Genomic DNA, 25,564 nt, shown 5'->3' on the forward strand with positions numbered 1-25,564 from the left:
TTGAATACAGTATTATTTTTACTAACTTGTCACAAACTTTTCCAACAAACAAAAATGAAAAAAGCCCTAATCAGCGATTGGTACTATGTAAATGGAGGCGCCGAAAAAGTAATTCATTCCATAAATTCAATCTGGAATGATTTCGATCATTTTGCGCTTATTGATTTTTTGAATGATGAAGATCGTAAGTTTATTTTAAACGGTAAAAAAGCAAAAACCAGCTTTATTCAAAAACTGCCTACAGTAAAGAAAAACCATCGTAAATTTTTACAGTTATTTCCAATTGCCATAGAACAGTTTGATTTAAGTGATTATGATCTCATAATTAGTTCTTCATCGGCAGTTGCAAAAGGAATAAAAGTAGAAGAAAACCAACTTCATATTTGTTATTGTCATTCGCCAATGCGTTATGCTTGGGATTTGAGAGAACAATATTTAAAAGATGCAGGATTAACTAAAGGTTTAAAAGGACTATATGCAAAATCAGTTTTAGATAAAATGCAAAAATGGGATCTTTCGAATTCAGAAAATGTTGATTTTTTCATTGCCAATTCAAAGCATATTGCACAGCGAATTAAGAAAACTTATAACAAAGAATCAGTTGTAATTTATCCTCCAGTTGATATTGACTTTTTTAGTTTAGAGGAAACAAAAGAAGATTATTATTTAACAGCTTCCAGACTAGTTCCATATAAAAAGACACAGCTTATTGTAGAAACCTTTAATGAGTTACCTCATTTAAAATTAATAGTTGCAGGAGAAGGACCGGAATTAGAAAAACTCCAAAAAGTAGCCAAAAGCAATATAGAGTTTGTTGGCTTTATTGAAAATAAAAAATTACGAAGTTTAATGCAAAAAGCAAAAGGTTTTGTTTTTGCTGCCGAAGAAGATTTTGGAATTATACCTGTTGAAGCACAAGCTTGCGGTACTCCTGTTATAGCATTGTCTAAAGGAGGAACATTGGAAACGGTTGTAGATAATGAAACGGGTATTTTTTTCAATGAACAATCTGTACCTAAAATTAAAGAAGCAGTAATTCGTTTTGGATCAAAAAAATTTGACCCCAAAATAATCCGGGAACATGCTGTTTATTTTTCAAAACAACGATTTGAAAAAGAGATAAAAGAGTTTGTTGAAGAGAAGTATAATGAACATAAAGCATCTTTAAAAGTAAGATAAATTCAAAAAATGACTGAAAAGAATTCTCAAATCAATTACATTTGTTATGTTAAATAACCATCATGAAAAGAATACTTATAACTGGAGCTGCAGGATTTTTAGGATCACATTTATGTGATAGATTTATCAAAGAAGGATATTTTGTTATTGGGATGGATAACCTGATTACAGGAGATCTTAAAAATATTGAACATTTATTCAAACTGGAAAACTTCGAATTTTATCATCATGATATTACCAAGTTTGTTCATATACCAGGTGATTTAGATTACATTTTGCATTTTGCTTCACCAGCAAGCCCTATTGATTATTTAAAAATTCCGATTCAGACATTAAAAGTAGGATCTTTAGGAACACATAATTTGTTAGGATTGGCGAGAGTTAAGAATGCTAGAATTTTGATTGCTTCAACATCTGAAGTTTACGGAGATCCGCTTGTTCATCCTCAGACTGAAGAATACTACGGAAATGTAAACACAATTGGACCTCGCGGGGTTTATGACGAAGCAAAACGTTTTCAGGAATCCATTACAATGGCGTATCATACTTTTCATGGTGTAGAAACCAGAATTGTACGTATTTTTAATACTTATGGGCCAAGAATGCGATTAAACGACGGACGTGTAATACCTGCTTTTATTGGCCAGGCTTTGCGTGGAGAAGATTTAACCATTTTTGGAGACGGAATGCAGACACGTTCGTTCTGTTATGTTGACGACCAAGTTGAAGGTATTTTCAGATTACTACATTCTGATTATGTTTATCCGGTAAATATTGGAAATCCAGACGAGATTACGATTAAAGATTTTGCGGAAGAAATCATCAAATTGACAGGAACAAATCAAAAAGTAGTATATCACCCACTGCCAATAAACGATCCGCTACAACGTCAGCCAGATACAACAAAAGCAAAAGAATTGTTAGGTTGGGAAGCTAAAGTAAGTCGTGCAGAAGGAATGAAAATAACTTATGAATATTTTAAATCATTGTCTCCTGAAGAATTGGCAAAAGAAGAACATAAAGATTTTTCTAGTTATATAAAATAATCTAAATTCTGAAAGTATTAAACTCTAATGAATGATTTAGTATCTATTCTTACACCGACATACAATACTGAAAAGTTCATTAGAGCAACTATAGAATCTGTTCAAAATCAAACCTATGAAAACTGGGAAATGATTTTGGTTGATGATGGTTCAACAGACCAGACGGTTTCTGTTATCGAAGAATTTGCCCAAAAAGATTCCAAAATAAAAGTATTCAAATTAGAAAAAAATTCAGGAAATGGTTTTGCCAGAAATGTGGCTTTAGATAAAGCTTCTGGAAAATATATCGCTTATCTGGATTCGGATGATTTATGGCGCTCCGATAAATTAGAAAAACAAATTCAGTTCTTAAAAGCGAAGAATCTGCATTTTACTTTTAGTTATTACGATTGTATTGGCGAAGAAGGAAATGATTTAAATAGAAGAGTTGAAAATCCACAGCCGTTAACTTATAAACAATTGTTTTTCTGCAATTATGTAGGCAATCTCACGGCAATTTATGATGCAGAATACTTTGGAAAAATCAAATTAGAATCCTCCCAAAAAAGACAAGACTGGAGAATATGGCTGACGATATTGAAACAGATAAAAACTGCAGAAGCTATTCCAGAACCTTTAGCATTTTATAGGATAAGAAAAGATTCTATTTCATCGTCAAAATTCAAATTGATCAAACACAATTTTGGAGTTTATAGAGAATTTCATGGATATAATCTTGTTTTTTCGATTTTTTTGATGATGAGATTTTTGTTTACTCAGTTGATAATCAAAACAAAATATATAAAGGAAGTTTAAATATCCTTCAAGGTCGCAATTTGCGACCTTGAAGAAATTATTTTTTATAACCAATCTTCACTCTTTCAGTCTTATTTTCTTTTTTCTCAGTTAATTCATCTAAATAAGAAAATACCAATTCAATATTTTTATCATGATTCTCTAATTTCTTCTGAATCTGCATAATATCAACCTTGATTTCGGTTGTATCCAAAAGCATTTGTCTCACTTTCGTGAAAATCCTCATAATTTGAATATTGGTTTGGATTGCTTTGTCACTTTTTAGAACGCTTTACAACATTAAGACACCGTGTTCTGTAAAAGCAAAAGGTAAGTATTTTTGATATTTACCTCTTCCTTTCTCTAAGGTCACAATTTGTGACCTTAGAGAATTGTATTCTATCTTAGTAAGTTCAAACATGAAATCGTCAGGAAATCTTGATAAATTTCTTTTAACGGCTTGTTTTAATACTTTAGTTTCTATTCCTTAAAGTAATGCTAGATCACTATCCATCATCACTTTTTGTCCACGAATAAAGTATATTTTATTAGAAATTGTTTCTTCAGAAAGTAGAGCGTTATCGTTCATAAGTTTTTAATTAAAAAACAAATGTAAGATTTTATTTATTTTACAGATAAGATTTAAATTGTTTTAGCTTTCCTCGATTGGTTCTTTCTAAAACAGTTTTTCTTGTAAATGTGAAGTTCAAATTAGGCTCTAAATACAAATCGATCGCTTCTTTTATTTTTTGAATTTGTTCTGAAACTAATACTTTTTCAGCTATATATTCAATTTCAAAAGTATCAATTTTGCTTTGTTTGATGATAAATTCTTTTACATTTCCGTCGTCTTCAATTATGCTTTTGGTCACATAATAAAAAGTCAAACCTGGAGATTTTTTTCCACTTGGCAAAATAGCAACATCATTTGTTCTGCCAATGAGTTTTTTTAGAATTGGTTTTTTTGGCGTACTTTTTTCATCGAGAATTCCGATGTCGCCGATTTCATATCGGATAAAAGGATTTGCTTTATTAAAAAGTGATGTTATCACAATTTTCCCTTCTGTTCCATGTGGAACAGGATTATTGTTTTCATCTAAAATTTCTACAAACAGTGTTTCAGCATTTACCTGCCATTCTCCTTGCGGATTTTCAAAAGCAATCAAATCCAATTCTGAAGCTCCATATTCACTAATAATTGGAATGCCGAATTGTTTTTCCAAAAGTCTTTTATCCGTTTCAAAAAGCATTTCTGAAGTAACAAAACAAGCTTTCAGCGTTGGACAGATTTCTATTAGATTGATGTTTTTCTGTTCCAAAAATTTGGCAAATAATACGATAGAACTTGTATAACCATTGATATAATCAAACTTTTTGGTTTTGAATTTCTGCAGAAACTTTTCAAGAGTTTCATCAGACAAATCAAAAACAGGAAAACGAAAACGATGTGTTAAAAAATCTTTGAAACGTTCTTTTTGATATCCAATAAAATCCATCGGAATTCCATAAAAACGCGCTTGATACGAATGATTAAAGTCAATGCCAAACCAACCAAAACGCATAATATTAGAAGCCCAAGTTAAAGCATGAGAATATTTATCTTTAGCAAAAACAAAAGGTGTTCCACTCGATCCAGAGGTTTTGTTGAGGTAAATGTTTTTTCTAGAATATCCCTTGGAAAGCCTTTCTTCAAGCGGTTTTTGAAGATTTTGTTTGTTTAAAATCGGAAGATTTTCCCAATCTTCGGCTGTTGCATTTCCAGCTAACTCTGCGTAAAAGGGATTATTTTTAAGATGAAAATCAACGATTTCTCTCTTTTTGTTTTCAAGAAATGAAGCGTATTCTTCTTCTGAAAAACGAACAATTTTATCCAGTTCGGCTTTGGCTTTCTTTATAGGAAAACCATTTAGTTTGAGTGAAAAATCAAAAAGAGGAATCATTATGTTTTTAAAACAATATTTATGCTTCCAGCAGTTAGTTCTTTTTCTGAATATTTCAAGAAATCATCATGTAATTTTAAATTTTTAAACTTTTGCTCTTGTATAGAGTTTGGTTTCGGATTATCATGAGAAATATAAACAGTTTCTAAGTCTAACGAATTAAAAATATCAATGTATTGAGGAAGTCTTAATCTATTGTGATAATCAAATCTTGTTTGAATTTTGTTCCATTCTTTTGAACTATATTTTAAAAATTCTTGTAGAGACAAAGATTTATCGGAATAGGCTCTATGATCACTCGGAGAAATAAAATGAACAATATAAGATCCTTTTGGTAAAGAGGTTTTAAATTTTTTGTGCATTTCTATTATATCTTCAGGAGTTACGTGTTCTAGAACAAATCTTGAAAAGACAATATCTACTTTAGGAATTTCAGCATCTATTATATTTTGAAACGGATAATAATGAACATTTTCAGGCAAAGAATACTGATTATTCTTTACAGTTATATCACAATTATATATTTTTGAAAATAAATAATTAAAGCTTTGTATTTTTTTTGTTTGATAATGTTTATTAATATCAAAAGTATAAACATCTTTTAATTTAAATTTATGAATTAGAATATATGGTGATATTGGTAACCATCCTGAGCCAATTTCAATTGCAGATTTGTTTTGCAGATCAATTTTTAAATTTGAAAAAATTGAACCTAAAGTATTAAGCGTGTTTTCTGTATTTTTTAATTTTCCTTCGACATTTTTATTTTCTGAAAAATTCTGTAACTGATGATAGATTTTTGAGCCCAAAGAATTTGGAAGAATACTAAGAGTTTTGAAAATATATGTTTTTACGTAATGTTTCATGATTAGATTTTCGTCAAAAATAATATTTAAGAATTACTAACAGTATAGAACCAACAATTTTTTAAAGATTTAATTATTTTTTACGTGCAAAAGCAAGTATTTTTGCACCACAACTAAATACAACAACACCATGACAATTTTATTATTGGGATCAGGCGGAAGAGAGCATGCATTTGCATGGAAAATGACTCAGAGCCCACTTTGCGAAAAACTTTTTGTAGTTCCGGGAAATGCAGGAACAGCAGCAATTGCTGAAAACGTGGCAATCTCTGCTACAGATTTTGAAGCCGTAAAAGCTTTAGTGCTTAAAGAAAATATAAGTTTAGTAGTCGTAGGACCTGAAGATCCATTGGTAAAAGGTATTTACGATTATTTCAAAAACGACGAAAGTTTAAAACATATTCCGGTAATTGGACCATCTAAATTGGGTGCTCAATTAGAAGGAAGTAAAGAATTTGCAAAAGAATTCTTAATGAAACATAACATCCCGACTGCGGCTTATGACAGTTTTACTGCTGAAACAGTCGAAGAAGGATGTAAATTTCTGGAAACATTACAACCTCCTTATGTTTTAAAAGCTGATGGATTAGCAGCTGGAAAAGGAGTTTTGATTATTCAGGATCTTGAAGAAGCAAAAACAGAATTACGCAATATGCTTGTTCACGCTAAATTTGGTACAGCAAGTGCAAAAGTTGTTATCGAAGAATTCTTGGACGGAATCGAATTAAGCTGTTTTGTTTTAACCGACGGAAAAAGCTATAAAATCCTTCCTACAGCAAAAGATTACAAACGAATTGGCGAAGGTGATACAGGTTTAAATACGGGCGGAATGGGAGCAGTTTCTCCAGTTCCTTACGTAGATACAGTTTTAATGGAAAAAATTGAAACGCGTATCGTAAAACCGACAATTGAAGGTTTCCAAAAAGATGGAATCGAATATAAAGGATTTGTATTCATTGGTTTAATCAATGTAAAAGGAGAACCAATCGTTATCGAATATAACGTGAGAATGGGAGATCCTGAAACAGAAGTTGTGGTTCCGAGATTAAAATCAGATTTAGTTGAATTGTTTTTGTCTGTTGCAGATCAAAAATTAGGAGATTTTAATTTAGAAGTTGATCCAAGAAGCGCTACGACTGTAATGGTTGTTTCTGGTGGATATCCTGAAGATTTCGAAAAAGGAAAAGTTATTTCTGGTTTAGAAAATATTGAAGATTCTATTGTTTTTCATGCAGGAACAAAATTAGATAACGGAAATGTCGTTACTAATGGAGGACGTGTTATCGCGATAACATCTTACGGAGATAATTTCCAAGAGGCCGTAAAAAAATCTTATCAAAACATAGATAAACTAAGCTTTGATAAGATGTATTTTAGAAAAGATATCGGTTTCGATCTAATTTAAAAAATAATGGACCAGCCCTTAATTAATTTAAGGGTTTGGTTTTTATTTTAAAAATGAGTGAGCTGTTGTATCTTGGTTTTCTGTTCCAGCATCATCAAAAATGCGTAATTGTTTAATCCAGTAAACGATTGCTGCAGCACAAATGATCATGAAAATCCAGTTAATAGTGTTTGCACCAAACCATGTAATTAATTCCAAACGACGTAAAAAGTCAAGAGGAGCAAACAAAATGTTAACGAATAAGTATTGTATTCCTTCAAAAAAAGCTGTCATAATTCTTTAAAATTATATGTTATTTATTGTTGTGTAATGCTTTGAAGATAAAATTTGATTAATCAAATCTTTTTTCAACTTGTTCGGTTTTTCATTTTAAACAAGTATTATCTTTACAATCACAAAAGTATAAAATATCCTTATGATAACAAGTGTTTTTAAAAAATCTACGCCATTAAATTATTCATTGGTTGTAATTTTAATACTGGTTTTCTTTTTCATGTTCCAAATTAAAGACCCATCTTGGGTTACTTCTTATTTTTTGGCTTTTCAAAAAGTGAGTTTGTTGTGCTTTATTTTGGCTTCTTTTTTTATGGTAAATTTTATCGTAAAAAAGAACGGACTCAGTAAAGACAACGGTTACGCGATATTTTTCTATTTGTTGTTTCTTTTATTTTTTCCAACCCTATTTAACAATCCAAATGTTATTTATGCTAACTTTTTTATTTTGTTGGCAGTTCGAAGATTGATTTCACTTCAATCGCTTAAAGCATCAAAAGAAAAAATATTCGATGCTTCTTTTTGGATTTTTGTAGCTGCTTTATTTCAATTTTGGAGTATACTTTTCTTAGTATTGGTATTTATTTCGATTATTTTTCACGTTTCAAGAGATTACAGAAACTGGGTTTTGCCATTTATAGCACTTTTGGCGGTGGCAATATTATTTTATATGACTTCTTTAATTTTAAACATTGATGCTGTAGCTTTTTTCCAAGAAAGAGCAGTAGTTGATTTTAGAATTGACTATTTTAAGAATAATTACGAAAACGGAGCACTTTCAATTTATACTGCTGTAGCTCTATTTTTTGTAACATCAATGTTGATGACATTGTCGAACAGACCACAGATTGTACATTCTTCATACAAGAAAATTGTTGCATTCTTTTTTATAGCGGCTTTTGTTTACATTATTTCGCCAAATAAAAGCAACGATTTATTATTGTTCAGCATTGCACCGTTAACAATTATGGCAACAAGCCACGTGGAATACATGCAGCAAAAACTCAATAATGAAATTGTATTTTATGTATTGATTGCCTGTAGTTTATTTACATTCTTCTCGCAGTTATAATTTGCTTCCATAAGCAAGATCACCTGCATCTCCAAGACCTGGAACAATGTAGTTTTTCTCGTTTAGTTTTTCATCTAAAGAAGCAACCCATAAATGACAATTTTCGGGAAGATTTTCTTCTAAATGAGCAATTCCTTCTGGGGCCGCAATAACAACCACAATATGAAATTCTGTTGGAGTTGCATTTTCAATCAATTTTTTATGAACAGCGACAATAGATTGTCCTGTTGCCAGCATAGGATCTAAAAGTAGGACAGTTTTATTATTTAGATTTGAAATAGCTTGATATTCGACTAAAATTTCAAAATCATCACCACCATTTGGATGATGTCTGCAGGCTGAAACAAAACTATTTTCGGCATGATCAAAGTAATTTAAAAAACCATTATGAAGCGGTAAACCTGCTCTTAAAATCGGACATAGAACTAAATCAGTGTCAATTTCTGTTGTTTTTTTAACACCCAACGGAGTCTGAATTTCTACATTTTTATAAGGCAAAATTTTACTTAATTCGTATGCTATAATTTCACCGATGCGTTCAATATTTCGTCTAAAACGCATGCTGTCATTCTGCACATTTACATTTCTAATTTGTCCTAAGAAATGATTTAAAACGCTATTATTTTCAGATATATAGTGAATTTTCATGATGAATTTTTAATTTATTAACGAATAAAAATATGAAAACGAAAAATAATTGCTTTTTTTCGCAGCATAAAAGTATAAAAAGTATCTTTGTAACTCTAAAAAAATAAATACATGTTTTCAAAATTAGCATATTCTGTTTTCGAGCAAAGTATCAAAGATTATCACCAGTTTGATAATGTCGATCAGCCGATCAATAATCCTTATCCGAAAGATAAGTTTGAACATTTATTATATCTTAAAAATTGGATTGATACGGTTCAATGGCATTTTGAAGATATTATTCGTGATCCGCAGATTGATCCAGTTGCAGCTTTAACTTTAAAAAGAAGAATCGATGCATCAAATCAGGAACGTACTGATATGGTGGAATATATCGATAGCTATTTTTTACAAAAATATAGTGATATTAAAGTAAAAGACGGAGCAAAAATCAATTCTGAAAGTCCAGCTTGGGCATTTGACAGATTGTCTATTTTGGCTTTAAAAATTTATCACATGCATGAAGAAGCTACACGTGCTGAAGCTTCACAAGAACACAGAGATAAATGTCAGGAAAAACTAAATATTCTTTTAGAACAAAGAACAGATTTATCTACAGCAATTGAAGAATTATTGACAGATATCGAAAACGGAGACAAATTCATGAAAGTGTACAAACAAATGAAAATGTACAACGACGATGAATTGAATCCGGTTTTATATCAAAATAAAAAGTAATTTGGCAGAGTTGTCCAACAACAAAATCAAACACATAGCCGTCATGAGACTATCCGCAATGGGAGATGTCGCCATGACGGTTCCTGTTTTACGCGCATTTGTAAAACAATATCCGACTGTGAAATTAACCGTTATTTCTCGTCCTTTTTTCAAACCATTTTTTGACGGAATTCCGAATCTGGAGTTTTTCTCTTTTGATGAAAAACAGAGACACAAAGGTTTTCCAGGACTTTTACGATTATTCGGAGATGTAAAAAAACTGAAAATAGATGCTTTTGCAGATCTTCATAATGTTTTGAGATCTAAGATTGTGAGTTTACTTTTCGCTTTAAGCGGAAAAAAAAGAGCAACTGTTGATAAAGGCCGTGAAGGAAAAAAAGAATTAACAAGAGCCGAAAACAAAATTTTCAAACAATTGCCAACCATGTTCGAAAGACATGCGAAAGTGTTTTCAGCACTTGGCTTTCCGTTAGATTTATCTCATCCAGTATTTCCTGAAAAAGCAGTTTTAAATGCTGATATTCTAGAAATCATTGGAAATCAAAATGAAAAATTAATTGGAATTGCACCTTTTGCTCAATACAATTCTAAAGTTTATCCTTTGGATTTAATGCAGGATGTGATTGCAAAATTGGCCGAAAATCCGATGTATAAAATTCTACTTTTTGGAGGAGGAAAAAAAGAAATTGAAATTTTAGATTCACTTACAGAGCCTTTTGAAAATGTAATCAATATGGCTGGAAAAATTAAGTTTCAACAGGAATTGCAGTTAATTAGCAATCTTGATGTGATGCTTTCTATGGATTCTGGAAATGCTCATATCGCTGCAATGTTAGGAGTAAAAGTAGTAACACTTTGGGGAGCTACTCATCCGTATGCTGGATTTTTGCCTTTCAACCAAAGTTTAGAAAACGCCTTAACTTCTGATCGAAATCAATATCCAAAACTGCCAACTTCTGTTTATGGCAATAAAGTTGTTGAAGGTTATGAAAATGCTATGAGAACAATTTTACCGCAGCAGGTTGTTGACAAGGTTAAAGAACAGCTTTCATAAAAATCAAAAAACTTCTCTTTAATGGAGAAGTTTTTTAATCGTTAAGCAATATTTTTACTTAAATCGTATTGTTCATTAGAATCTAAGAAAGAATATCCTATTGTTTTTCTTCTTTTTTTGTTTACTATAATAGAGACAAAATTATTTTTGTCTTCGGTAGACAATAGAATATGCTCGAACTTTTCAGACGGATCTCTGTAAATTTTATAAATTAAATCCTGATCTTTAATTTTTTTAGATAAAATTTTAGCCGATTTTAGTTTACTTACATAAGGCCAGATATTAAAAATATTCGAATCGGTCTTTTTTACTTCTACCATTTTTTCGGCCATAGTTGAATTGTATTTCTCTCTTTCGAGCAACTTTGGACCTTTTTTGTTTCTCATTTTGAGAATAACTGCCAGAATGCATAGCGCAGCAGTTACAACCAGCATAATAGATAGGTATAGATGAAAGTGTTGTACGTGAGCTGTCATGATATTTAATGTTTAAATGTTTGACTAATTTTGATTGAGCTCTACAAATTCTCAAACTAGTGAGATTGAGATTACCATAATTACACCTCTAATTTAATGAAAATTTGGCAATATTTTGATAAAATTTTGCTTTTATTTCAATTAGAGCCAAATCTTTTCATCTCGACAACGACGGTAAATATAACTTTTCAGATTTGCAATTGTTTCCTGATAATTGGGTGCATCATAACCATAACGTTCATGTTCCATTTGTTCTTTTTCAATGGCATCGCATCCTTTTATGACTTCTTTGATCATGTCTAATAAAGCAAGTTCTTTATTATCAGTCTTTTGAAATTTAAATTCAACAATCTCATCCTGAAGCTCTTCACAATAATCAACCAATTTCACAACTTCTGGTTCCTCCAAAAGATATTCTTTATTCCTAAAAATTTCTCGTACTGATTTCATAAATAATTAATTTTCAATTTTTTAAATTCCAAATTCCAAAATTTATTAAAAAAGTAAATTAGCGAAAATTAGTGTTATTCGTGGCAATATTTTAAGTAAAAAAAATTCCAAACTCCAATTGTAAAGTTGGAATTTGGAATTTATAATATTGTAATTTAAAGATTTAGACGTCGTCGTAATCTACATAAATAGTTTCCGATGTCGGGTGTGCCTGACAAGTTAAAATTAAACCTTCGGCAATTTCACTATCTGTTAAAATAGAGTTTTTCGTCATTTCAGCACTTCCAGTTGTAACACGTCCTAAACAACTGCTACAGATCCCACCTTGACAAGAATAGGGAGCATCAACGCCTTGTTTTAAAGCGGCATCTAGAATCGTCTGTTTTTTAGACATTTCAAAAGTAGTTTCTTCATCATCTACTAAAACTGTAATTTTTGTATGTCCTTCTTGAGAACCCTGAATTACATTTTCTTGAGAAGAAGAAGTAAAAAGCTCAAACTTAATAGCCGATTCTTTTACATTTTTCTCTTTCAAAATATCAGATACCGTGTTGATCATTTCTTCAGGTCCGCACAAGTAGAATTTATCAAACTGTAATTCTTTGTGTTTGTTATTTAAAACAAAATTCACAGCCGATTTTTCGATTCTTCCAAATAAAGCATTTTCAGCTTTAGCCTGACTAAAGACATAATGCACAAAAAATCTGCCTACATATTGTAATTGCAAGTCATGAAGTTCTTGATGGAAGATTGTGTCTTCTGGAGTTCTGTTTCCATAAACCAATACAAATGAACTTTTAGGCTCATTTTTTAAAACTGATTTTATAATAGAAAGAACTGGAGTAATGCCACTTCCTGCAACAAAAGCTGCGTAGTTTCTTTGTCTTTCTGGATCTGGTTCAAATGTAAATTTACCTTCTGGCTGACCTACTTCCAAAACATCTCCTGCTTTTAATTTGGTATTGGCAAACTGAGAAAAAAGACCATTTTTTACTGCTTTCACAGCAATTCTTAATTCACCGCTGTCTGGTGCCGAACAAATAGAATAAGCACGTCTGATTTCTTGATTATCAAGAGTTAGTTTTAAATTAATATATTGACCAGCTATAAATTTATAGTCTGATTTTAGTTCTTCAGGAACATTAAAAAGTATAGAAACAGCATCTGCAGTTTCGCGTTTAACCTCTTTAATTATAAGTTTTAAGAATGAAGGCATGATAGAATTTTTTTGCAAAAGTAGCAAACCACTATTAAATGTTTGGTACGAAATTATTTTTTTTAACTTTTTTTGTAACGTTTTCCTACATTTGGTCTCTTACTACAAAAATACTAAAACGATAAACCATGATTAAGAAGTTTATTTACCTGGAATGGAAAGCGTTCATTAGATCCGCATCTTTTGGTAAAAACCTGGCAATGAAAATTATAATAGGGTTCTTTATGATCTATTTTTCTTTAATTTTTATTGGAATGGGAGTTGGAGCATTTTATGTTCTCAAGGATATGAAATTGGAACCATTGGTAACAGTTAATAAATTTTTGATTTATTATTTTCTTTTTGACTTAATAATTAGGTTGTTAATGCAATCAATACCAGTTCTAAACATTAAGCCGTTGCTGGTTTTACCCTTTAAAAAACTTACGATTGTTCATTTCTCTTTAGGAAAAACAGCTTTATCTTTTTTCAATTGGATTCATGCTTTGTTTTTTATTCCATTTTCTGTTGTCCTGATTTTGAATGGGTACGATGTTGTTGAAATTGTTTTCTGGCATTTAGGAATCATGGCGATGATTTACATCAATAATTTTTTGAATATCATTCTAAGTAATATTGATAAATTGTTTGTTGTTTTTGCTGGGATAGTTCTTGCTTTAGGCGGAGCTCATTATTACAAGATATTTGATATTACGCTATTTACAACACCGTTTTTTCAGAGTTTTTATGATATCGACGGCGTATTTTTAATACCCATTTTAGTATTAGCAGGATTGTATGTTTTTACTTTTAAATATTTCAAGAAGAACTTGTATCTGGACGCTGGACTTTCAGTAAAACACGATATCGCTTCTACAGAAAACCTGACTTGGCTGAATCAGTTTGGAACTTTAGGAACCTTTCTTAAAAATGACATCAAATTGATAAAAAGAAATAAGAGATCAAAAACAACCATTTTTATGAGCGTTCTCTTTTTGTTCTACGGATTTATCTTTTTTGGAAACTCACATCAGCCAGCGGTAATGCATATTTTTGCAGGAATATTTGTTTCAGGAGGATTTCTATTTGTTTTTGGTCAGTTTGTGCCAAGTTGGGATAGTTCTTATTATCAGTTGTTAATGACACAAAATGTTCCATATAGAGGTTACATCACTTCAAAATGGTGGCTAATTGTGATTGCTACTTTTGTCTCTACAATTCTAGCTTCATTTTATATTTTTTATGGATGGGAAGTTTATCTCACAATTGTTGCCGGAGCAATTTATAATATAGGCGTAAACTCGCATTTAGTACTTTTGGGAGGAGCATTCACCAAAACACCAATTGATTTGAGTAATGCAGGTGGTGCATTTGGAGATAAAAAAGCTTTTAATGTTAATGCGATGCTGTTGACATTGCCAAAAATTGTTTTACCTCTATTACTGTATTGGCTTGGTCTTCACTTTGGAAGCAAACCAATCGGACTTTCTTTGGTTGCGGGTGCTGGAGTTTTAGGATTTATTTTTAAAGAAAAAGTGTTTTCATTAATTGAAAAAAGGTACAAAATGGAAAAGTACAGTACGATAAGTGCTTACAAACAAAAGAATTAATTAGAAAATAAGTCAATTTGATAATTAATCTAAAATCAACAATCTAAAATCTAAAATCATCATGATACAAGTAAATCAACTTTTAAAAAAATATAACGGTACAACAGTTCTAAATATAGAAAGTCTTGAAATTCCAAAAGGACAAAGCTTTGGATTAGTGGGAAATAACGGAGCAGGAAAAACAACTTTTTTCAGTCTGTTATTGGACTTAATTCAGCCATCAAACGGAAAGATTTTAAATCAAAATATTCAGGTTAATACCAGTGAAAACTGGAAATCTTTTACAGGTTCATTTTTAGATGAAAGTTTTTTGATTGGCTATTTAACACCAGAAGAATATTTTTATTTTATTGGAGATCTTCGCAATCAAAACAAAGCAGACGTCGATGCTTTATTGGCGCAACATGAAGAATTTTTCAATGGAGAAATTTTAAACAACAAAAAGTACTTAAGAGATTTATCAAAAGGAAATCAGAAAAAAGTTGGAATTATAGCCACATTAATTGGAAATCCAGAAGTTGTTATTTTAGACGAGCCATTCGCGAATTTAGATCCGACAACGGTTAGTCGATTAAAAAAAATAATCAAAGATTTGGCAGACAATCCAAATGTAACTGTTTTAGTTTCAAGCCACGATTTACAGCATACAGTTGAAGTTTGTGATAGAATAGTGGCATTGAATAAAGGGGAAATTGTAAAAGACATTCAGACCTCAAAAGAGACCTTGCAGGAACTGGAATTGTTTTTTGCTGTTTAAATTTCTATGATTACAAAAAGAAGCGTATTTTTACGAGTCAATTATACTAAAATTGAATTTTAGCAGTTATCAGTTTTAAAATCTTTTCTATTGAAAAAGAATACTTTTAAATATAGTTTTACTTTCGTTTTTTTATTCTTTTTGATAGCTTGTTCTACCAAAAAAAATACTTTTTTGGCTAGAAGTTCGCATTCTATTGGAACCAAATATAATATTTTGTACAATGGAGGGCTTGGTCTTGAAAAAGGTCTGCAGTCTATTCAGGCCAATAATGAAGACAATTTTTGGAAAATCCTGCCAATAGAAAAAATGCAGTTTGATGAAAATTTTTCTGAAGGAGAAAAAGCCAAAAATCCTGATTTTGAAAAAGCAGAAACAAAAGCGACCAAAGCCATTCAGAAACACTCTATGAATATTGGTGGGAGAGAAAGAAACTGGCAGATTGATGAAGCTTATTTAATGCTAGGGAAAGCACGATATTATGATCAGCGGTTTATTCCGGCAATTGAGGCATTCAATTATATTTTGTACAAATATCCGGAAAGCAATAATATTTATATCGCAAAAATCTGGCGCGAAAAGACCAATATGCGTTTAGGCAACGATGCAATTGCTCTTAAAAACATTAAACTTTTACTTAAAAAAACAGATCTAGACAAACAGACTTTTGCCGATGCAAATGCTCTTTTGGCTGAGGCATTTTTGAATTTAGAACAAAAAGACAGTGCTGTTGCCAAACTAAGAATAGCAGAACAATTTACCAGAAAAAATGAAGAGCGTGCTAGATATCGTTTCATTCTTGGACAAATGTATCAGGAAGAAGAAAAGCGCGATAGTGCCATTTATTTTTATGATCAAGTCATTGATTTAAATAGAAAAGCCGATCGTAAATACATGATGCATGCTTACGCAAAAAGAGCGCAATTGTATGATTATGAAAATGATAACGATACCATCTTTTTAAAAACGTTCAATAAGTTAGTCACAGATCGTGAGAATCGACCTTATTATGATTTCCTTTTTTATGAAATGGGAGTTTTTTATGATAAAAAGAAGGATAAAGAAAATGCTTTAAAATACTACAATAAATCTTTAGGGCGAAAATCAAAAGATCCGTATTTGATGGCTTCAGCATATCGAAACATTGGGAACATGTATTTTAAAAATACAGATTATTCAATGGCAGCGAAGTATTATGACAGTACTTTGGTTAAACTGGATCCTAAAACCAGAGAATATGCTTTTATAGAAAAAAACAGAAAAAATCTGGATAACGTTATTAAATACGAAGCAGTTTCAAAACGTAATGACAGTATTATTAAAGTATTTAATCTGCCGGCGACGGAGAAAAAGATTTACTTCGAAAATTATATTGCAGAGCTGAAGAAGAAAGATGAGGCAAAACGTCTTTTAGAAGAAAAAGAGAAAGAACGATTAGCTAATATCGATTTAAATTCGCAGGCACAAAATTCTGGAAACGGAGCGGTAAATTCTAATACTTTAGGAAAACCTGGAGAACTGGATGGAGGAGGAATAGGAATGCCTCCAGGAATGAATGATGGCGGAAGCTCCTTTTATTTCTATAATCCAACTACAGTTGCTTATGGAAAACTTCAGTTTAAAAAAATGTGGGGTAATAGAACATTGGGCGGAAATTGGAGATTGGCAGGAATAAAATCAGCTAGCGACTTGGTAATGAATGATACCATCAATGATAAAGAAGTTGCTAATGTTTTAAAAGATACTATTGTTCCAGAAAAATATACAGTTGCATTTTATACCAAACAGCTTCCAACTTCAGAAGTTGCCATGGATAGTATTGGCAAAGAACGCAATTTTGCTTATTATCAATTAGGACTTATATATAAGGAGAAGTTTAAAGAGTATAAATTGGCAAGTGATAAATTGGAACAATTGTTACGTAACAATCCAGAAGAAAAACTGGTATTGCCATCAATGTATAATTTGTACAAAATTTATCAAATTACAGATCCACAAAAAGCCGAAGCAATAAAAGCGGAGATTTCATCTAAATATCCAACTTCGAGATATGCTCAGATTTTAAATAATAAATCTGACGATCCGAATTCTAGTCCAGATGCTGAATATAAAAAATGGTACAAGCTTTTTGAAGAAGAAAAATTCGGCGAAGTCTTAGCCAATATTGATAATCTGATTAATCAATATTCTGGAGATGATATCGTTTCGAAGTATGAATTGTTAAAAGCCAATACTTTAGGGAAAGTAAATGGTTTGGAAGCTTACAAAAAAGGAATGGAGAATGTGGCAGATAATTATCCGAATAGTGAAGAGGGTAAAAGTGCCAGAGAAATTTTGGAGAAACAAATTCCTGTCCTAGAAAGATTAAACTTTACAACTACCGACAATAAAAGCTGGAAAATTTTATACGCAGTTTCAAATACAGATACCAAAACACTTAAACAAATCGAAGAAGCCATTCGAGTGTTTTTGTTAGTAGAAAACTTTGAACGATTGACAACTTCTTTCGACAAATACAATTTGAACGAAAGTTTTGTAATAATTCATGGTTTAAAATCCGAAGCTTATGCCAGAGATGTTTCGGGAGTTTTGAGAGATGATAAAAAGTACAAAATTGCACATCCTGCAGTTATTATATCTACAGATAATTATAAAGTGGTTCAGATTAAAAAGAACCTAGACGCCTATTTGACCCCAAAAACCCCATAATAATGTTTGAAAAAGTAAAGAAAAACGGAACAGAACAATTAGGAAAAACCAACCGAATCGTAGAAGGAACATCAATCGTTGGAGATATAGTATCTAAAGCCGATTTTAGATTAGACGGCGAATTGATTGGAAATTTTACTTCGCAAGGAAAAATTGTAATAGGAGCCAAAGGATCAGTCAAAGGAGAAATTATCTGTAACAATGCTGATATAGAAGGAGTATTTCACGGAAAAATAAAAGTTCTAGAAATCCTTAATATTAAATCGACTGCACAAATTCATGGAGAAGTGGCAGTAGGAAAACTATCCATAGAACCGGGAGCAGACTTCACAGCAACCTGTACCATGCTGACACATTCAAATCCAGTAATCATGTTAGAAGATGGAAAAGGAACCGAAGAATAATAGAAACAAATGGATTGCACTCATTAATATTCCGATACAAATGGGTGTAATCATTTTTTTGTTTTCTTATTTGGGAAGCTGGCTCGATGAAAATCATCCAAGCGAAAAAGTATATTACCATAAAATCTTAATTATGGTTGGTGTCGCGCTGGCACTATATAATGTATTTCGTCAAGTAAACGAAATCAATAAAACAAAGTAGTCTTCATTTTAAAACAGCATTAAATAAATATTGCATCTTTGCAGAAAATTTATTGAAAATGTTTTTAAAAAAATACGGACTTATTCTTTACCTATATATAGTAGCATTCATTTCTTATATAATTCATAAAGGAGTTTTTTTTATTCTTAAGATACAAGATCAAAATTTCTATTTCAGTCTCGAAATATTGTATTTGATCTTTTTGTTTTTTTCTACCTTATTATTAATAGGTTTGTTAATAATAAGAAAAAATAAATTTGATAGTGTTGGAATGCTTTTCATGCTCGGAACTTTTGTGCAAATGTTTTTATATTATGGATTTTTAAGACTGATTTTAGCAAACAACATTCAGAACCTGCCCGTCGAAAAAAACAACTTTTTTCTAACATTTCTTTTGTTTTTGTTATTTCAGACGATTTTAACTGCCCGATTATTAAATGAAAAGCCTTAAAATAACAATTCTTTAAAACTAGGTTTAAAAATAATTTTTCATATCCTTTTGAATATTAATAAAAAATGTACCTTTGCACCAAATTTTAGAAACGTAAAAAATAAGATTTTCCACAGATATGGTGATTTCAAACAAACCACTCAGATTTATTCTTGCAGCTTTAGTAGCTTGTCTTCCTCTAATGAGTTTTTCAAATACTGAAAAAGACTCAGCGCATGTTCAAACTGAAGTAGCTCACGAAGCCACTTCGGAAGGTAGCCATGCTGAGCCAACAGATGTTAAATCTAAGATTAAAGCATTTATTGGTCATCACGTTTTAGACTCTCATGATTTTACATTAACACAAGATGATGAGACAGGTAAATATTATGGTTTTCCATTACCAGTAATTCTTTGGGATAATGGTTTACACATTTTTTCTTCTTCTAAATTTCACCACGGGCATGAAGTAGCTGAATCAAATGGAAATTTTTACGTAATCAATCACCACGATGGTAAAATTTACAGAACAGATGCTAAGGGAACAATTACTGAAGATGAGAAAACAGGTCACCCAACAAATGTTCGTCCGTTAGACTTCTCAATTACAAAAACGGTACTTTCTATTATGGTTGCCGCTTTATTGATGTTCTGGTTATTTACAAGCTTAGCAAAATCGTATGCTAAAAACGGAGGAATATCTTCTGGAGTTGGAAGATTTTTTGAACCTTTAGTTCTTTTCATCCGTGATGATGTTGCTATTCCAAACATTGGAGAAAAACATTATAAAAAATACATGAGTTATTTGTTAACGATTTTCTTCTTTGTATTGTTTTTAAATATCTTCGGATTAACTCCACTAGGGATTAACGCAACAGGAAATTTTACAGTTACATTTGCTTTAGCAATCCTTACTTTCTTAATAACAAACTTTTCAGCAAATAAAAATTACTGGGGTCACATTTTCTGGATGCCAGGTGTACCAAAACCAATGAGAATTATTTTGGCACCAATCGAATTGTTGGGAGTTTTCATTAAACCATTTTCATTAATGATTCGTTTGTACGCGAATATCTTTGCAGGTCACATCGTATTAATGAGTATCATTGGTTTAATGTTTATCTTTAAAAGCTGGATTGGAAGTACATTATCTTTTGGATTATCATTTGTACTTTCTATACTAGAGATTCTAGTAGCATTTTTACAAGCCTATATTTTTACAATGCTGTCTGCACTTTATTTTGGTTCAGCAGTAGAAGAGCACCACCACGAAGAGGAGGGGCACCACTAAAATTTAGATTTCAGAATCAAGATTTCCAGATTTTTCATCAATCTAAATCTACATTCTAAAAATCTAAAATCAAAATTGAATGTTTAATTTTTAATATATACAAATATGAACGGTTTAAATTTCATTGGAGCTGGATTAATCGTAATCGGAGCTGCATTAGGTATTGGTAGAATTGGTGGTTCAGCAATGGACGCTATCGCTCGTCAGCCAGAAGCTTCAGGAAAAATCCAAACAGCTATGCTTATCGCTGCTGCACTTATTGAAGGTATTGGTTTCGCTGCATTATTCGCTGCTTAATTAAAACACAAAAAACAATAGTTACAACGGTTGGTTGTAACTATTGTTTCAAAAATTAAAACATTAAAAAATAAAATTGTTCTTTACGGCAATTTAAAAAAGATATAATTTAAAATTTATAATTCTATATAATGGAAAAGTTAATAAATCAGTTCGAGTTCGGTTTGTTCTTTTGGCAAGTATTAATATTTGTTGGATTAATTTTCTTGTTGAAAAAATTTGCTTGGAAACCTATTCTTGATGCAGTAAATGATAGAGAGCAAGGAATTAAAGATGCATTACTTTCTGCAGAAAACGCAAGAAAGGAAATGGAAAATCTTCAAGCAGATAATCAAAGAATTTTAAATGAAGCTCGTGCAGAACGTGATGCGATGTTAAAAGAAGCTCGCGAGATGAAAGAGAAAATGATTACGGATTCTAAAAACGAAGCACAAGCGCAAGGTCAAAAAATGATTGAGCAGGCTAAAGCGGCTATCGAAAGTGAAAAAAACGCTGCTATGGCAGAATTGAAATCTCAAGTTTCAACTTTATCATTAAGCATTGCTGAAAAATTATTGAAAGAAGAATTATCTAACAAAGAATCTCAAACTAAATTAGTGGAGAAAATGTTAGGTGACGTAAAGTTAAACTAAGACTATGGCAAGTACAAGAGCAGCAATTCGTTATGCAAAAGCAATTTTGGACTTAGCAAACTCTAAAGGTGTTGCCGAAGCTGTAAATAACGATATGAAATCAATTGCAAATGCAATTGAGACAAATTTAGAATTGAGTACATTCATTGAAAATCCAACAACAACTGTTGAAGTTAAACAAAGTGCTCTTCTAGAAGTTTTCTCAAATGTAAATGGTGTAACTAAAGGGTTATTTCAATTATTATTTGAAAACAAAAGATTTGAAATTTTAAATGCGATTGCAGTTGAGTACAGTAAAGTATACGATGAAAGCAATGGTGTTGAAGTGGCAAAAGTAACAACTGCAATTCCTATGGATGCAGCTTTAGAGGCTAAAGTTTTGGCAAAAATCGCAACTTTATCTGATAAAAAAATAACAATTGAAAATATAGTAGATCCAGCAATTATCGGCGGATTTATTTTAAGAATAGGTGACAAGCAATACAATGCTTCTGTTGCAAACAGATTACAAGTATTAAAAAGAGAGTTAAGTAATTAGTTTTTATAACACAAAAGTGTCTAAATTATAAATTAAGATGGCGGAAATCAAACCTGCTGAAATTTCAGCAATATTAAGAAAGCAAGTAGAAGGTTTTGAATCTGGTGCTACGCTAGAGGAAGTAGGAACAGTACTTCAAGTTGGAGACGGTATTGCTCGTGTTTACGGGCTGTCTAATGTACAATATGGAGAGTTAGTAGAATTTGATAACGGTATGGAAGGTATCGTATTGAATCTTGAAGAGGATAATGTGGGAGTTGTACTTTTAGGACCATCAACTGGAATTAAAGAAGGATCTACTGCAAAAAGAACTCAACGTATTGCTTCTCTTAAAGTAGGTGAGCAAATGGTAGGACGTGTTGTTAACACTCTTGGTTTTCCAATTGATGGAAAAGGACCAATCGGTGGGGACTTATACGAAATGCCTTTGGAAAGAAAAGCACCTGGAGTTATCTTCCGTCAGCCAGTAACTGAGCCATTACAAACAGGAGTAAAAGCAGTTGATGCTATGATTCCAGTTGGACGTGGTCAGCGTGAGCTTGTTATCGGTGACCGTCAAACAGGTAAATCAACTGTTTGTATCGATACAATCTTGAACCAAAAAGAGTTTTATGATGCAGGAAAACCTGTATTCTGTATATATGTTGCAATTGGACAAAAAGCTTCAACTGTAGCAGGAATCGCAAAAATGTTAGAAGAAAAAGGAGCGATGGCTTATACAGTTATCGTTGCTGCTAATGCTTCTGACCCAGCTCCAATGCAAGTTTACGCTCCATTCGCTGGTGCTGCAATTGGAGAATACTTCAGAGATTCTGGTCGTCCAGCTCTTATCGTTTATGATGATTTATCTAAACAAGCTGTTGCTTACCGTGAGGTTTCTCTTTTATTAAGAAGACCACCGGGACGTGAGGCTTACCCTGGAGACGTTTTCTACTTACACTCTCGTTTATTAGAGCGTGCTTGTAAAGTAATTGCTGATGATGGTATCGCTAAAAACATGAACGATTTACCAGATTCTATCAAATCTATCGTTAAAGGTGGTGGTTCATTAACTGCTTTGCCAATTATCGAAACTCAAGCTGGTGACGTTTCTGCATATATTCCAACAAACGTAATCTCTATTACAGATGGTCAGATTTTCCTTGATGGAGATTTGTTCAACTCTGGGGTTCGTCCTGCAATCAACGTAGGTATCTCTGTATCTCGTGTTGGAGGTAATGCTCAAATTAAATCAATGAAAAAAGTTTCTGGAACTTTAAAATTAGACCAGGCTCAATTCCGTGAATTAGAAGCTTTCGCTAAATTTGGTTCTGACTTAGATTCAGTTACTTTAAACGTAATCGAAAAAGGAAAAAGAAACGTTGAAATCTTGAAACAAGGTTTAAATGATCCTTATACAGTTGAAAACCAAGTAGCTATTATCTACGCTGGTTCTAAAAACTTATTAAGAAACGTTCCTGTAGAAAAAGTAAAAGAATTTGAAGCTGATTTCTTAGCTTACTTAAACAGTAAACATAAAGATACGCTTAACGCGTTGAAAGCTGGTAAATTAGATGACGCTATTACAGATGTTATCGAAAAAGCAGCAAAAGAAATCTCAGCAAAATATAACTAATTAGATAATTCGTTAATTAGATAATTAGGAAATGGCTTAGCATTTTTCTAATTATCTAATTTTCAAATTGTCACATTTTCTAATTAATAGATGGCAAATTTAAAGGAAATCCGTAATAGAATTACTTCCGTTTCATCAACGATGCAGATTACATCTGCGATGAAAATGGTTTCTGCTGCAAAGCTGAAGAAAGCACAAGATGCAATCACTGCAATGCGTCCTTATGCCGAGAAATTAACGGAGTTATTGCAAGATCTTTCTGCATCGCTTGAAGGTGAAGTTGGAGGAGATTACACTACGCAACGTGAAGTGAAAAAAGTATTGCTTGTAGCTATAACTTCTAACAGAGGTTTATGTGGTGCTTTCAATTCAAATATTATTAAAGAGATTAAAAATCGTACTGCTTTTTACCAAGGAAAACAAGTAGATGTTTTTGCTATTGGTAAAAAAGGAAATGATGCTTTAAGCAAAACTCATAAAGTACACGGTCATCATAATGCTATTTTTGATCATTTGACTTTTGAAAATGTTGCTGGAATCGCTGATAATCTTACAGAGAAGTTTTTGTCTGGAGAATATGATAGAATTGAATTAGTTTACAATCAATTTAAAAATGCTGCGACTCAAATCGTTCAGACTGAACAATTTTTACCGTTAGCGCCTATTAAATCTGATGCAGCTACTTCTACTGGAGATTACATTTATGAGCCTTCAAAAGAAGAGATTGTATTGACTTTAATTCCTAAGTCATTAAAAACACAATTGTATAAAGGTATTCGTGATTCATTTGCTTCTGAGCACGGAGCACGTATGACTGCTATGCACAAAGCAACAGATAACGCAACTGCATTAAGAAACCAATTGAAATTAACTTATAATAAAGCGCGTCAGGCTGCTATTACAAGTGAGATTTTGGAAATTGTTGGTGGAGCAGAAGCTTTAAATGGATAATTTATTCCAAAATATATAAAAAAAAGCCAGCATTTGCTGGCTTTTTTTTATTGGAAGTCTTTTCTTTTTTAAAAATAACTTTTATAAAATGGTGATTCTCAAATTATATAAAGTTGAGAATCACTACCATTTTATAAAAAATTGACAGATAAACTCTGCTGTGCTTTGTCTTTTATGGGAACAAACTAGCTTTATTAATCCCAGGGCTCTGTTTTTTTAAGGGTTACAATACAGCAGAATCAATCCCTTGTGCTTTGTCTTTTATGGGAACAAACAAGCTTTATTAGTCCCAGTGCTCTGTTTTTATTAGGGTTACATTACAGCTGAATCAATCCCTTATGCTTTGTCTTTTATGGGAACAAACAAGCTTTATTAGTCCCAGTGCTTCCTTTTTTATAAGGGTTGTATTTAGCTTTCTCAATCCCTGTGAAACAAATTTAGGAAAATACGTTCTAAAAAAAGTTACATAATTTTCATGTCTAATTTATATATTTCACATGTCTTTGATTTTTAATTATATAAGTCTTAACTTAAAGTTTACTTATTTTTGATTATATTTTAATAAAAAAATCATGAATCTTTTTATAAAAGAACTAATTACGTTGCAAGAAATGTTATCTCAACTTGAGATGATTAGACATTTATATCCTAAGCTCAGCTTAGAGAAATACGAGCATTATCTTCAGGAAATGGTACCTCATAATTATACTCAAATTGCAGTTTTTGAAAATGATGTTTGCCTTGGTTTAACGGGATGCTGGTCGGCTACAAAATTGTGGACAGGTAAATATCTTGAAATTGATAATTTTGTGGTTAATCCAAAATATAGGTCTAATGGAATTGGAAAAATGCTCACGGATTATGTAGAAAAAAAAGCGATTGAATTGAATTGCAGCAGTATAGTCTTGGATGCTTTTACCGGAAATTTTGGAGCGCATCGTTTCTACTACAATCAAGGTTATGCTCCCAAAGGATTTCATTTTGTGAAAATCTTAGATGAAACCAAAATGACTGTTTAAAAACAAACAGAACT

General features: G+C 31.7%; 28 protein-coding genes. 19 read left to right on the plus strand and 9 right to left on the minus strand.

Annotation, left to right across the window (positions count from 1 at the left end):
- Positions 1–54 precede the first annotated feature (54 nt).
- The 3 genes from BM289_RS01260 (at position 55) to BM289_RS01270 (ending at position 3,020) form a co-directional block, all read left to right on the plus strand.
- Complete coding sequence (locus BM289_RS01260) at positions 55–1,179, plus strand: glycosyltransferase (protein ID WP_091490187.1); 1,125 nt, start codon at positions 55–57, stop codon at positions 1,177–1,179.
- A 62-nt stretch (positions 1,180–1,241) separates the two neighbouring features.
- A complete protein-coding gene (locus tag BM289_RS01265) occupies positions 1,242–2,225 on the plus strand; it encodes a UDP-glucuronic acid decarboxylase family protein (protein WP_091490190.1) in 984 nt (327 codons plus the stop codon).
- A 27-nt stretch (positions 2,226–2,252) separates the two neighbouring features.
- Complete coding sequence (locus BM289_RS01270; protein WP_091490191.1) at positions 2,253–3,020, plus strand: glycosyltransferase family 2 protein; 768 nt, start codon at positions 2,253–2,255, stop codon at positions 3,018–3,020.
- Between the two features lie 37 nt (positions 3,021–3,057).
- Here the strand turns inward: BM289_RS01270 and BM289_RS25710 are convergent, their stop codons facing one another.
- From BM289_RS25710 to BM289_RS01285, 4 genes are all read right to left on the minus strand, one after another.
- The gene (locus tag BM289_RS25710; RefSeq protein ID WP_262489154.1) at positions 3,058–3,246 is read right to left on the minus strand and encodes a hypothetical protein; all 189 of its coding nucleotides are present in this window, start codon (positions 3,244–3,246) and stop codon (positions 3,058–3,060) included.
- Positions 3,247–3,291: 45 nt separating this feature from the next.
- Positions 3,292–3,483: an ORF6N domain-containing protein gene (locus BM289_RS25715; protein ID WP_262489162.1), complete on the minus strand. Its 192-nt coding sequence runs from the start codon at positions 3,481–3,483 to the stop codon at positions 3,292–3,294.
- Between the two features lie 145 nt (positions 3,484–3,628).
- Positions 3,629–4,939 carry a phenylacetate--CoA ligase family protein gene (locus tag BM289_RS01280; protein WP_091490194.1) on the minus strand — a complete coding sequence of 437 codons (1,311 nt, stop codon included), beginning with the start codon at positions 4,937–4,939 and terminating at the stop codon, positions 3,629–3,631.
- A complete protein-coding gene (locus BM289_RS01285) occupies positions 4,939–5,805 on the minus strand; it encodes a class I SAM-dependent methyltransferase (protein WP_091490195.1) in 867 nt (288 codons plus the stop codon). The genes BM289_RS01280 and BM289_RS01285 overlap by 1 nt, the downstream gene beginning before the upstream one ends.
- 130 nt (positions 5,806–5,935) lie before the next feature.
- Here BM289_RS01285 and purD point away from each other — a divergent pair, with 130 nt between their 5' ends.
- The gene (purD, locus tag BM289_RS01290) at positions 5,936–7,210 is read left to right on the plus strand and encodes a phosphoribosylamine--glycine ligase (protein WP_091490197.1); all 1,275 of its coding nucleotides are present in this window, start codon (positions 5,936–5,938) and stop codon (positions 7,208–7,210) included.
- 42 nt (positions 7,211–7,252) lie between these two features.
- Here the strand turns inward: purD and BM289_RS01295 are convergent, their stop codons facing one another.
- The gene (locus BM289_RS01295; RefSeq protein WP_091490198.1) at positions 7,253–7,483 is read right to left on the minus strand and encodes a DUF6341 family protein; all 231 of its coding nucleotides are present in this window, start codon (positions 7,481–7,483) and stop codon (positions 7,253–7,255) included.
- A gap of 142 nt (positions 7,484–7,625) precedes the next feature.
- Here BM289_RS01295 and BM289_RS01300 point away from each other — a divergent pair, with 142 nt between their 5' ends.
- Entirely contained in the window at positions 7,626–8,555 is a 930-nt protein-coding gene (locus tag BM289_RS01300) for a DUF6427 family protein (RefSeq protein ID WP_091490201.1), read from the plus strand.
- On the opposite strand, the gene upp is transcribed toward BM289_RS01300, so the two are convergent.
- Positions 8,550–9,203, minus strand: coding sequence for a uracil phosphoribosyltransferase (upp, locus tag BM289_RS01305; RefSeq protein WP_091490203.1), 654 nt, complete (start codon positions 9,201–9,203; stop codon positions 8,550–8,552). The genes BM289_RS01300 and upp overlap by 6 nt on opposite strands.
- 111 nt (positions 9,204–9,314) lie before the next feature.
- Between upp and BM289_RS01310 the strand changes: the two genes are divergently transcribed.
- Together BM289_RS01310 and BM289_RS01315 are read left to right on the plus strand one after the other, a co-directional pair.
- Entirely contained in the window at positions 9,315–9,920 is a 606-nt protein-coding gene (locus BM289_RS01310) for a DUF4254 domain-containing protein (RefSeq protein ID WP_091490205.1), read from the plus strand.
- Between the two features lie 43 nt (positions 9,921–9,963).
- Positions 9,964–10,974: a glycosyltransferase family 9 protein gene (locus BM289_RS01315; protein ID WP_091490701.1), complete on the plus strand. Its 1,011-nt coding sequence runs from the start codon at positions 9,964–9,966 to the stop codon at positions 10,972–10,974.
- A gap of 41 nt (positions 10,975–11,015) precedes the next feature.
- Here BM289_RS01315 and BM289_RS01320 read toward each other — a convergent pair whose 3' ends face one another.
- The 3 genes from BM289_RS01320 to BM289_RS01330 form a co-directional block, all read right to left on the minus strand.
- Positions 11,016–11,450, minus strand: coding sequence for a hypothetical protein (locus BM289_RS01320; RefSeq protein WP_091490206.1), 435 nt, complete (start codon positions 11,448–11,450; stop codon positions 11,016–11,018).
- A 141-nt stretch (positions 11,451–11,591) separates the two neighbouring features.
- On the minus strand, positions 11,592–11,900 hold the full coding sequence (locus tag BM289_RS01325) for a hypothetical protein (RefSeq protein ID WP_091490209.1): 309 nt from the start codon (positions 11,898–11,900) through the stop codon (positions 11,592–11,594).
- 163 nt (positions 11,901–12,063) lie between these two features.
- Positions 12,064–13,116: a ferredoxin--NADP reductase gene (locus tag BM289_RS01330; RefSeq protein ID WP_091490210.1), complete on the minus strand. Its 1,053-nt coding sequence runs from the start codon at positions 13,114–13,116 to the stop codon at positions 12,064–12,066.
- Positions 13,117–13,244: 128 nt separating this feature from the next.
- Here BM289_RS01330 and BM289_RS01335 point away from each other — a divergent pair, with 128 nt between their 5' ends.
- The 12 genes from BM289_RS01335 (at position 13,245) to BM289_RS01395 (ending at position 25,550) form a co-directional block, all read left to right on the plus strand.
- The gene (locus BM289_RS01335) at positions 13,245–14,705 is read left to right on the plus strand and encodes a DUF5687 family protein (protein ID WP_091490213.1); all 1,461 of its coding nucleotides are present in this window, start codon (positions 13,245–13,247) and stop codon (positions 14,703–14,705) included.
- A 61-nt stretch (positions 14,706–14,766) separates the two neighbouring features.
- On the plus strand, positions 14,767–15,462 hold the full coding sequence (locus tag BM289_RS01340) for an ABC transporter ATP-binding protein (protein WP_091490215.1): 696 nt from the start codon (positions 14,767–14,769) through the stop codon (positions 15,460–15,462).
- Positions 15,463–15,552: 90 nt separating this feature from the next.
- Positions 15,553–18,171 carry a type IX secretion system periplasmic lipoprotein PorW/SprE gene (gene porW / locus BM289_RS01345; RefSeq protein ID WP_091490217.1) on the plus strand — a complete coding sequence of 873 codons (2,619 nt, stop codon included), beginning with the start codon at positions 15,553–15,555 and terminating at the stop codon, positions 18,169–18,171.
- Positions 18,172–18,173: 2 nt separating this feature from the next.
- Positions 18,174–18,575, plus strand: a complete 402-nt coding sequence (locus tag BM289_RS01350; RefSeq protein WP_091490219.1) for a bactofilin family protein — start codon at positions 18,174–18,176, stop codon at positions 18,573–18,575.
- On the plus strand, positions 18,553–18,777 hold the full coding sequence (locus BM289_RS01355; protein WP_091490220.1) for an AtpZ/AtpI family protein: 225 nt from the start codon (positions 18,553–18,555) through the stop codon (positions 18,775–18,777). The genes BM289_RS01350 and BM289_RS01355 overlap by 23 nt, the downstream gene beginning before the upstream one ends.
- Positions 18,778–19,346: 569 nt before the next feature.
- Positions 19,347–20,498 (plus strand): F0F1 ATP synthase subunit A, encoded by a 1,152-nt coding sequence (gene atpB, locus BM289_RS01365; RefSeq protein ID WP_091490224.1) that lies wholly within the window; start codon positions 19,347–19,349, stop codon positions 20,496–20,498.
- A gap of 105 nt (positions 20,499–20,603) precedes the next feature.
- Entirely contained in the window at positions 20,604–20,795 is a 192-nt protein-coding gene (atpE, locus tag BM289_RS01370; protein WP_053472986.1) for an ATP synthase F0 subunit C, read from the plus strand.
- Between the two features lie 131 nt (positions 20,796–20,926).
- Complete coding sequence (locus tag BM289_RS01375) at positions 20,927–21,427, plus strand: F0F1 ATP synthase subunit B (protein WP_091490226.1); 501 nt, start codon at positions 20,927–20,929, stop codon at positions 21,425–21,427.
- A 4-nt stretch (positions 21,428–21,431) separates the two neighbouring features.
- Entirely contained in the window at positions 21,432–21,965 is a 534-nt protein-coding gene (atpH, locus tag BM289_RS01380; protein ID WP_091490228.1) for an ATP synthase F1 subunit delta, read from the plus strand.
- 37 nt (positions 21,966–22,002) lie between these two features.
- Entirely contained in the window at positions 22,003–23,580 is a 1,578-nt protein-coding gene (gene atpA / locus BM289_RS01385; protein WP_091490229.1) for a F0F1 ATP synthase subunit alpha, read from the plus strand.
- A gap of 90 nt (positions 23,581–23,670) precedes the next feature.
- Positions 23,671–24,531: an ATP synthase F1 subunit gamma gene (gene atpG, locus BM289_RS01390; RefSeq protein WP_091490232.1), complete on the plus strand. Its 861-nt coding sequence runs from the start codon at positions 23,671–23,673 to the stop codon at positions 24,529–24,531.
- A 572-nt stretch (positions 24,532–25,103) separates the two neighbouring features.
- Positions 25,104–25,550, plus strand: coding sequence for a GNAT family N-acetyltransferase (locus tag BM289_RS01395; RefSeq protein ID WP_091490233.1), 447 nt, complete (start codon positions 25,104–25,106; stop codon positions 25,548–25,550).
- The last annotated feature ends 14 nt before the right edge of the window (positions 25,551–25,564 follow it).

This window comes from Flavobacterium phragmitis (assembly GCF_900112575.1).
In the GTDB taxonomy this organism is placed as follows: Bacteria; Bacteroidota; Bacteroidia; order Flavobacteriales; family Flavobacteriaceae; genus Flavobacterium; species Flavobacterium phragmitis.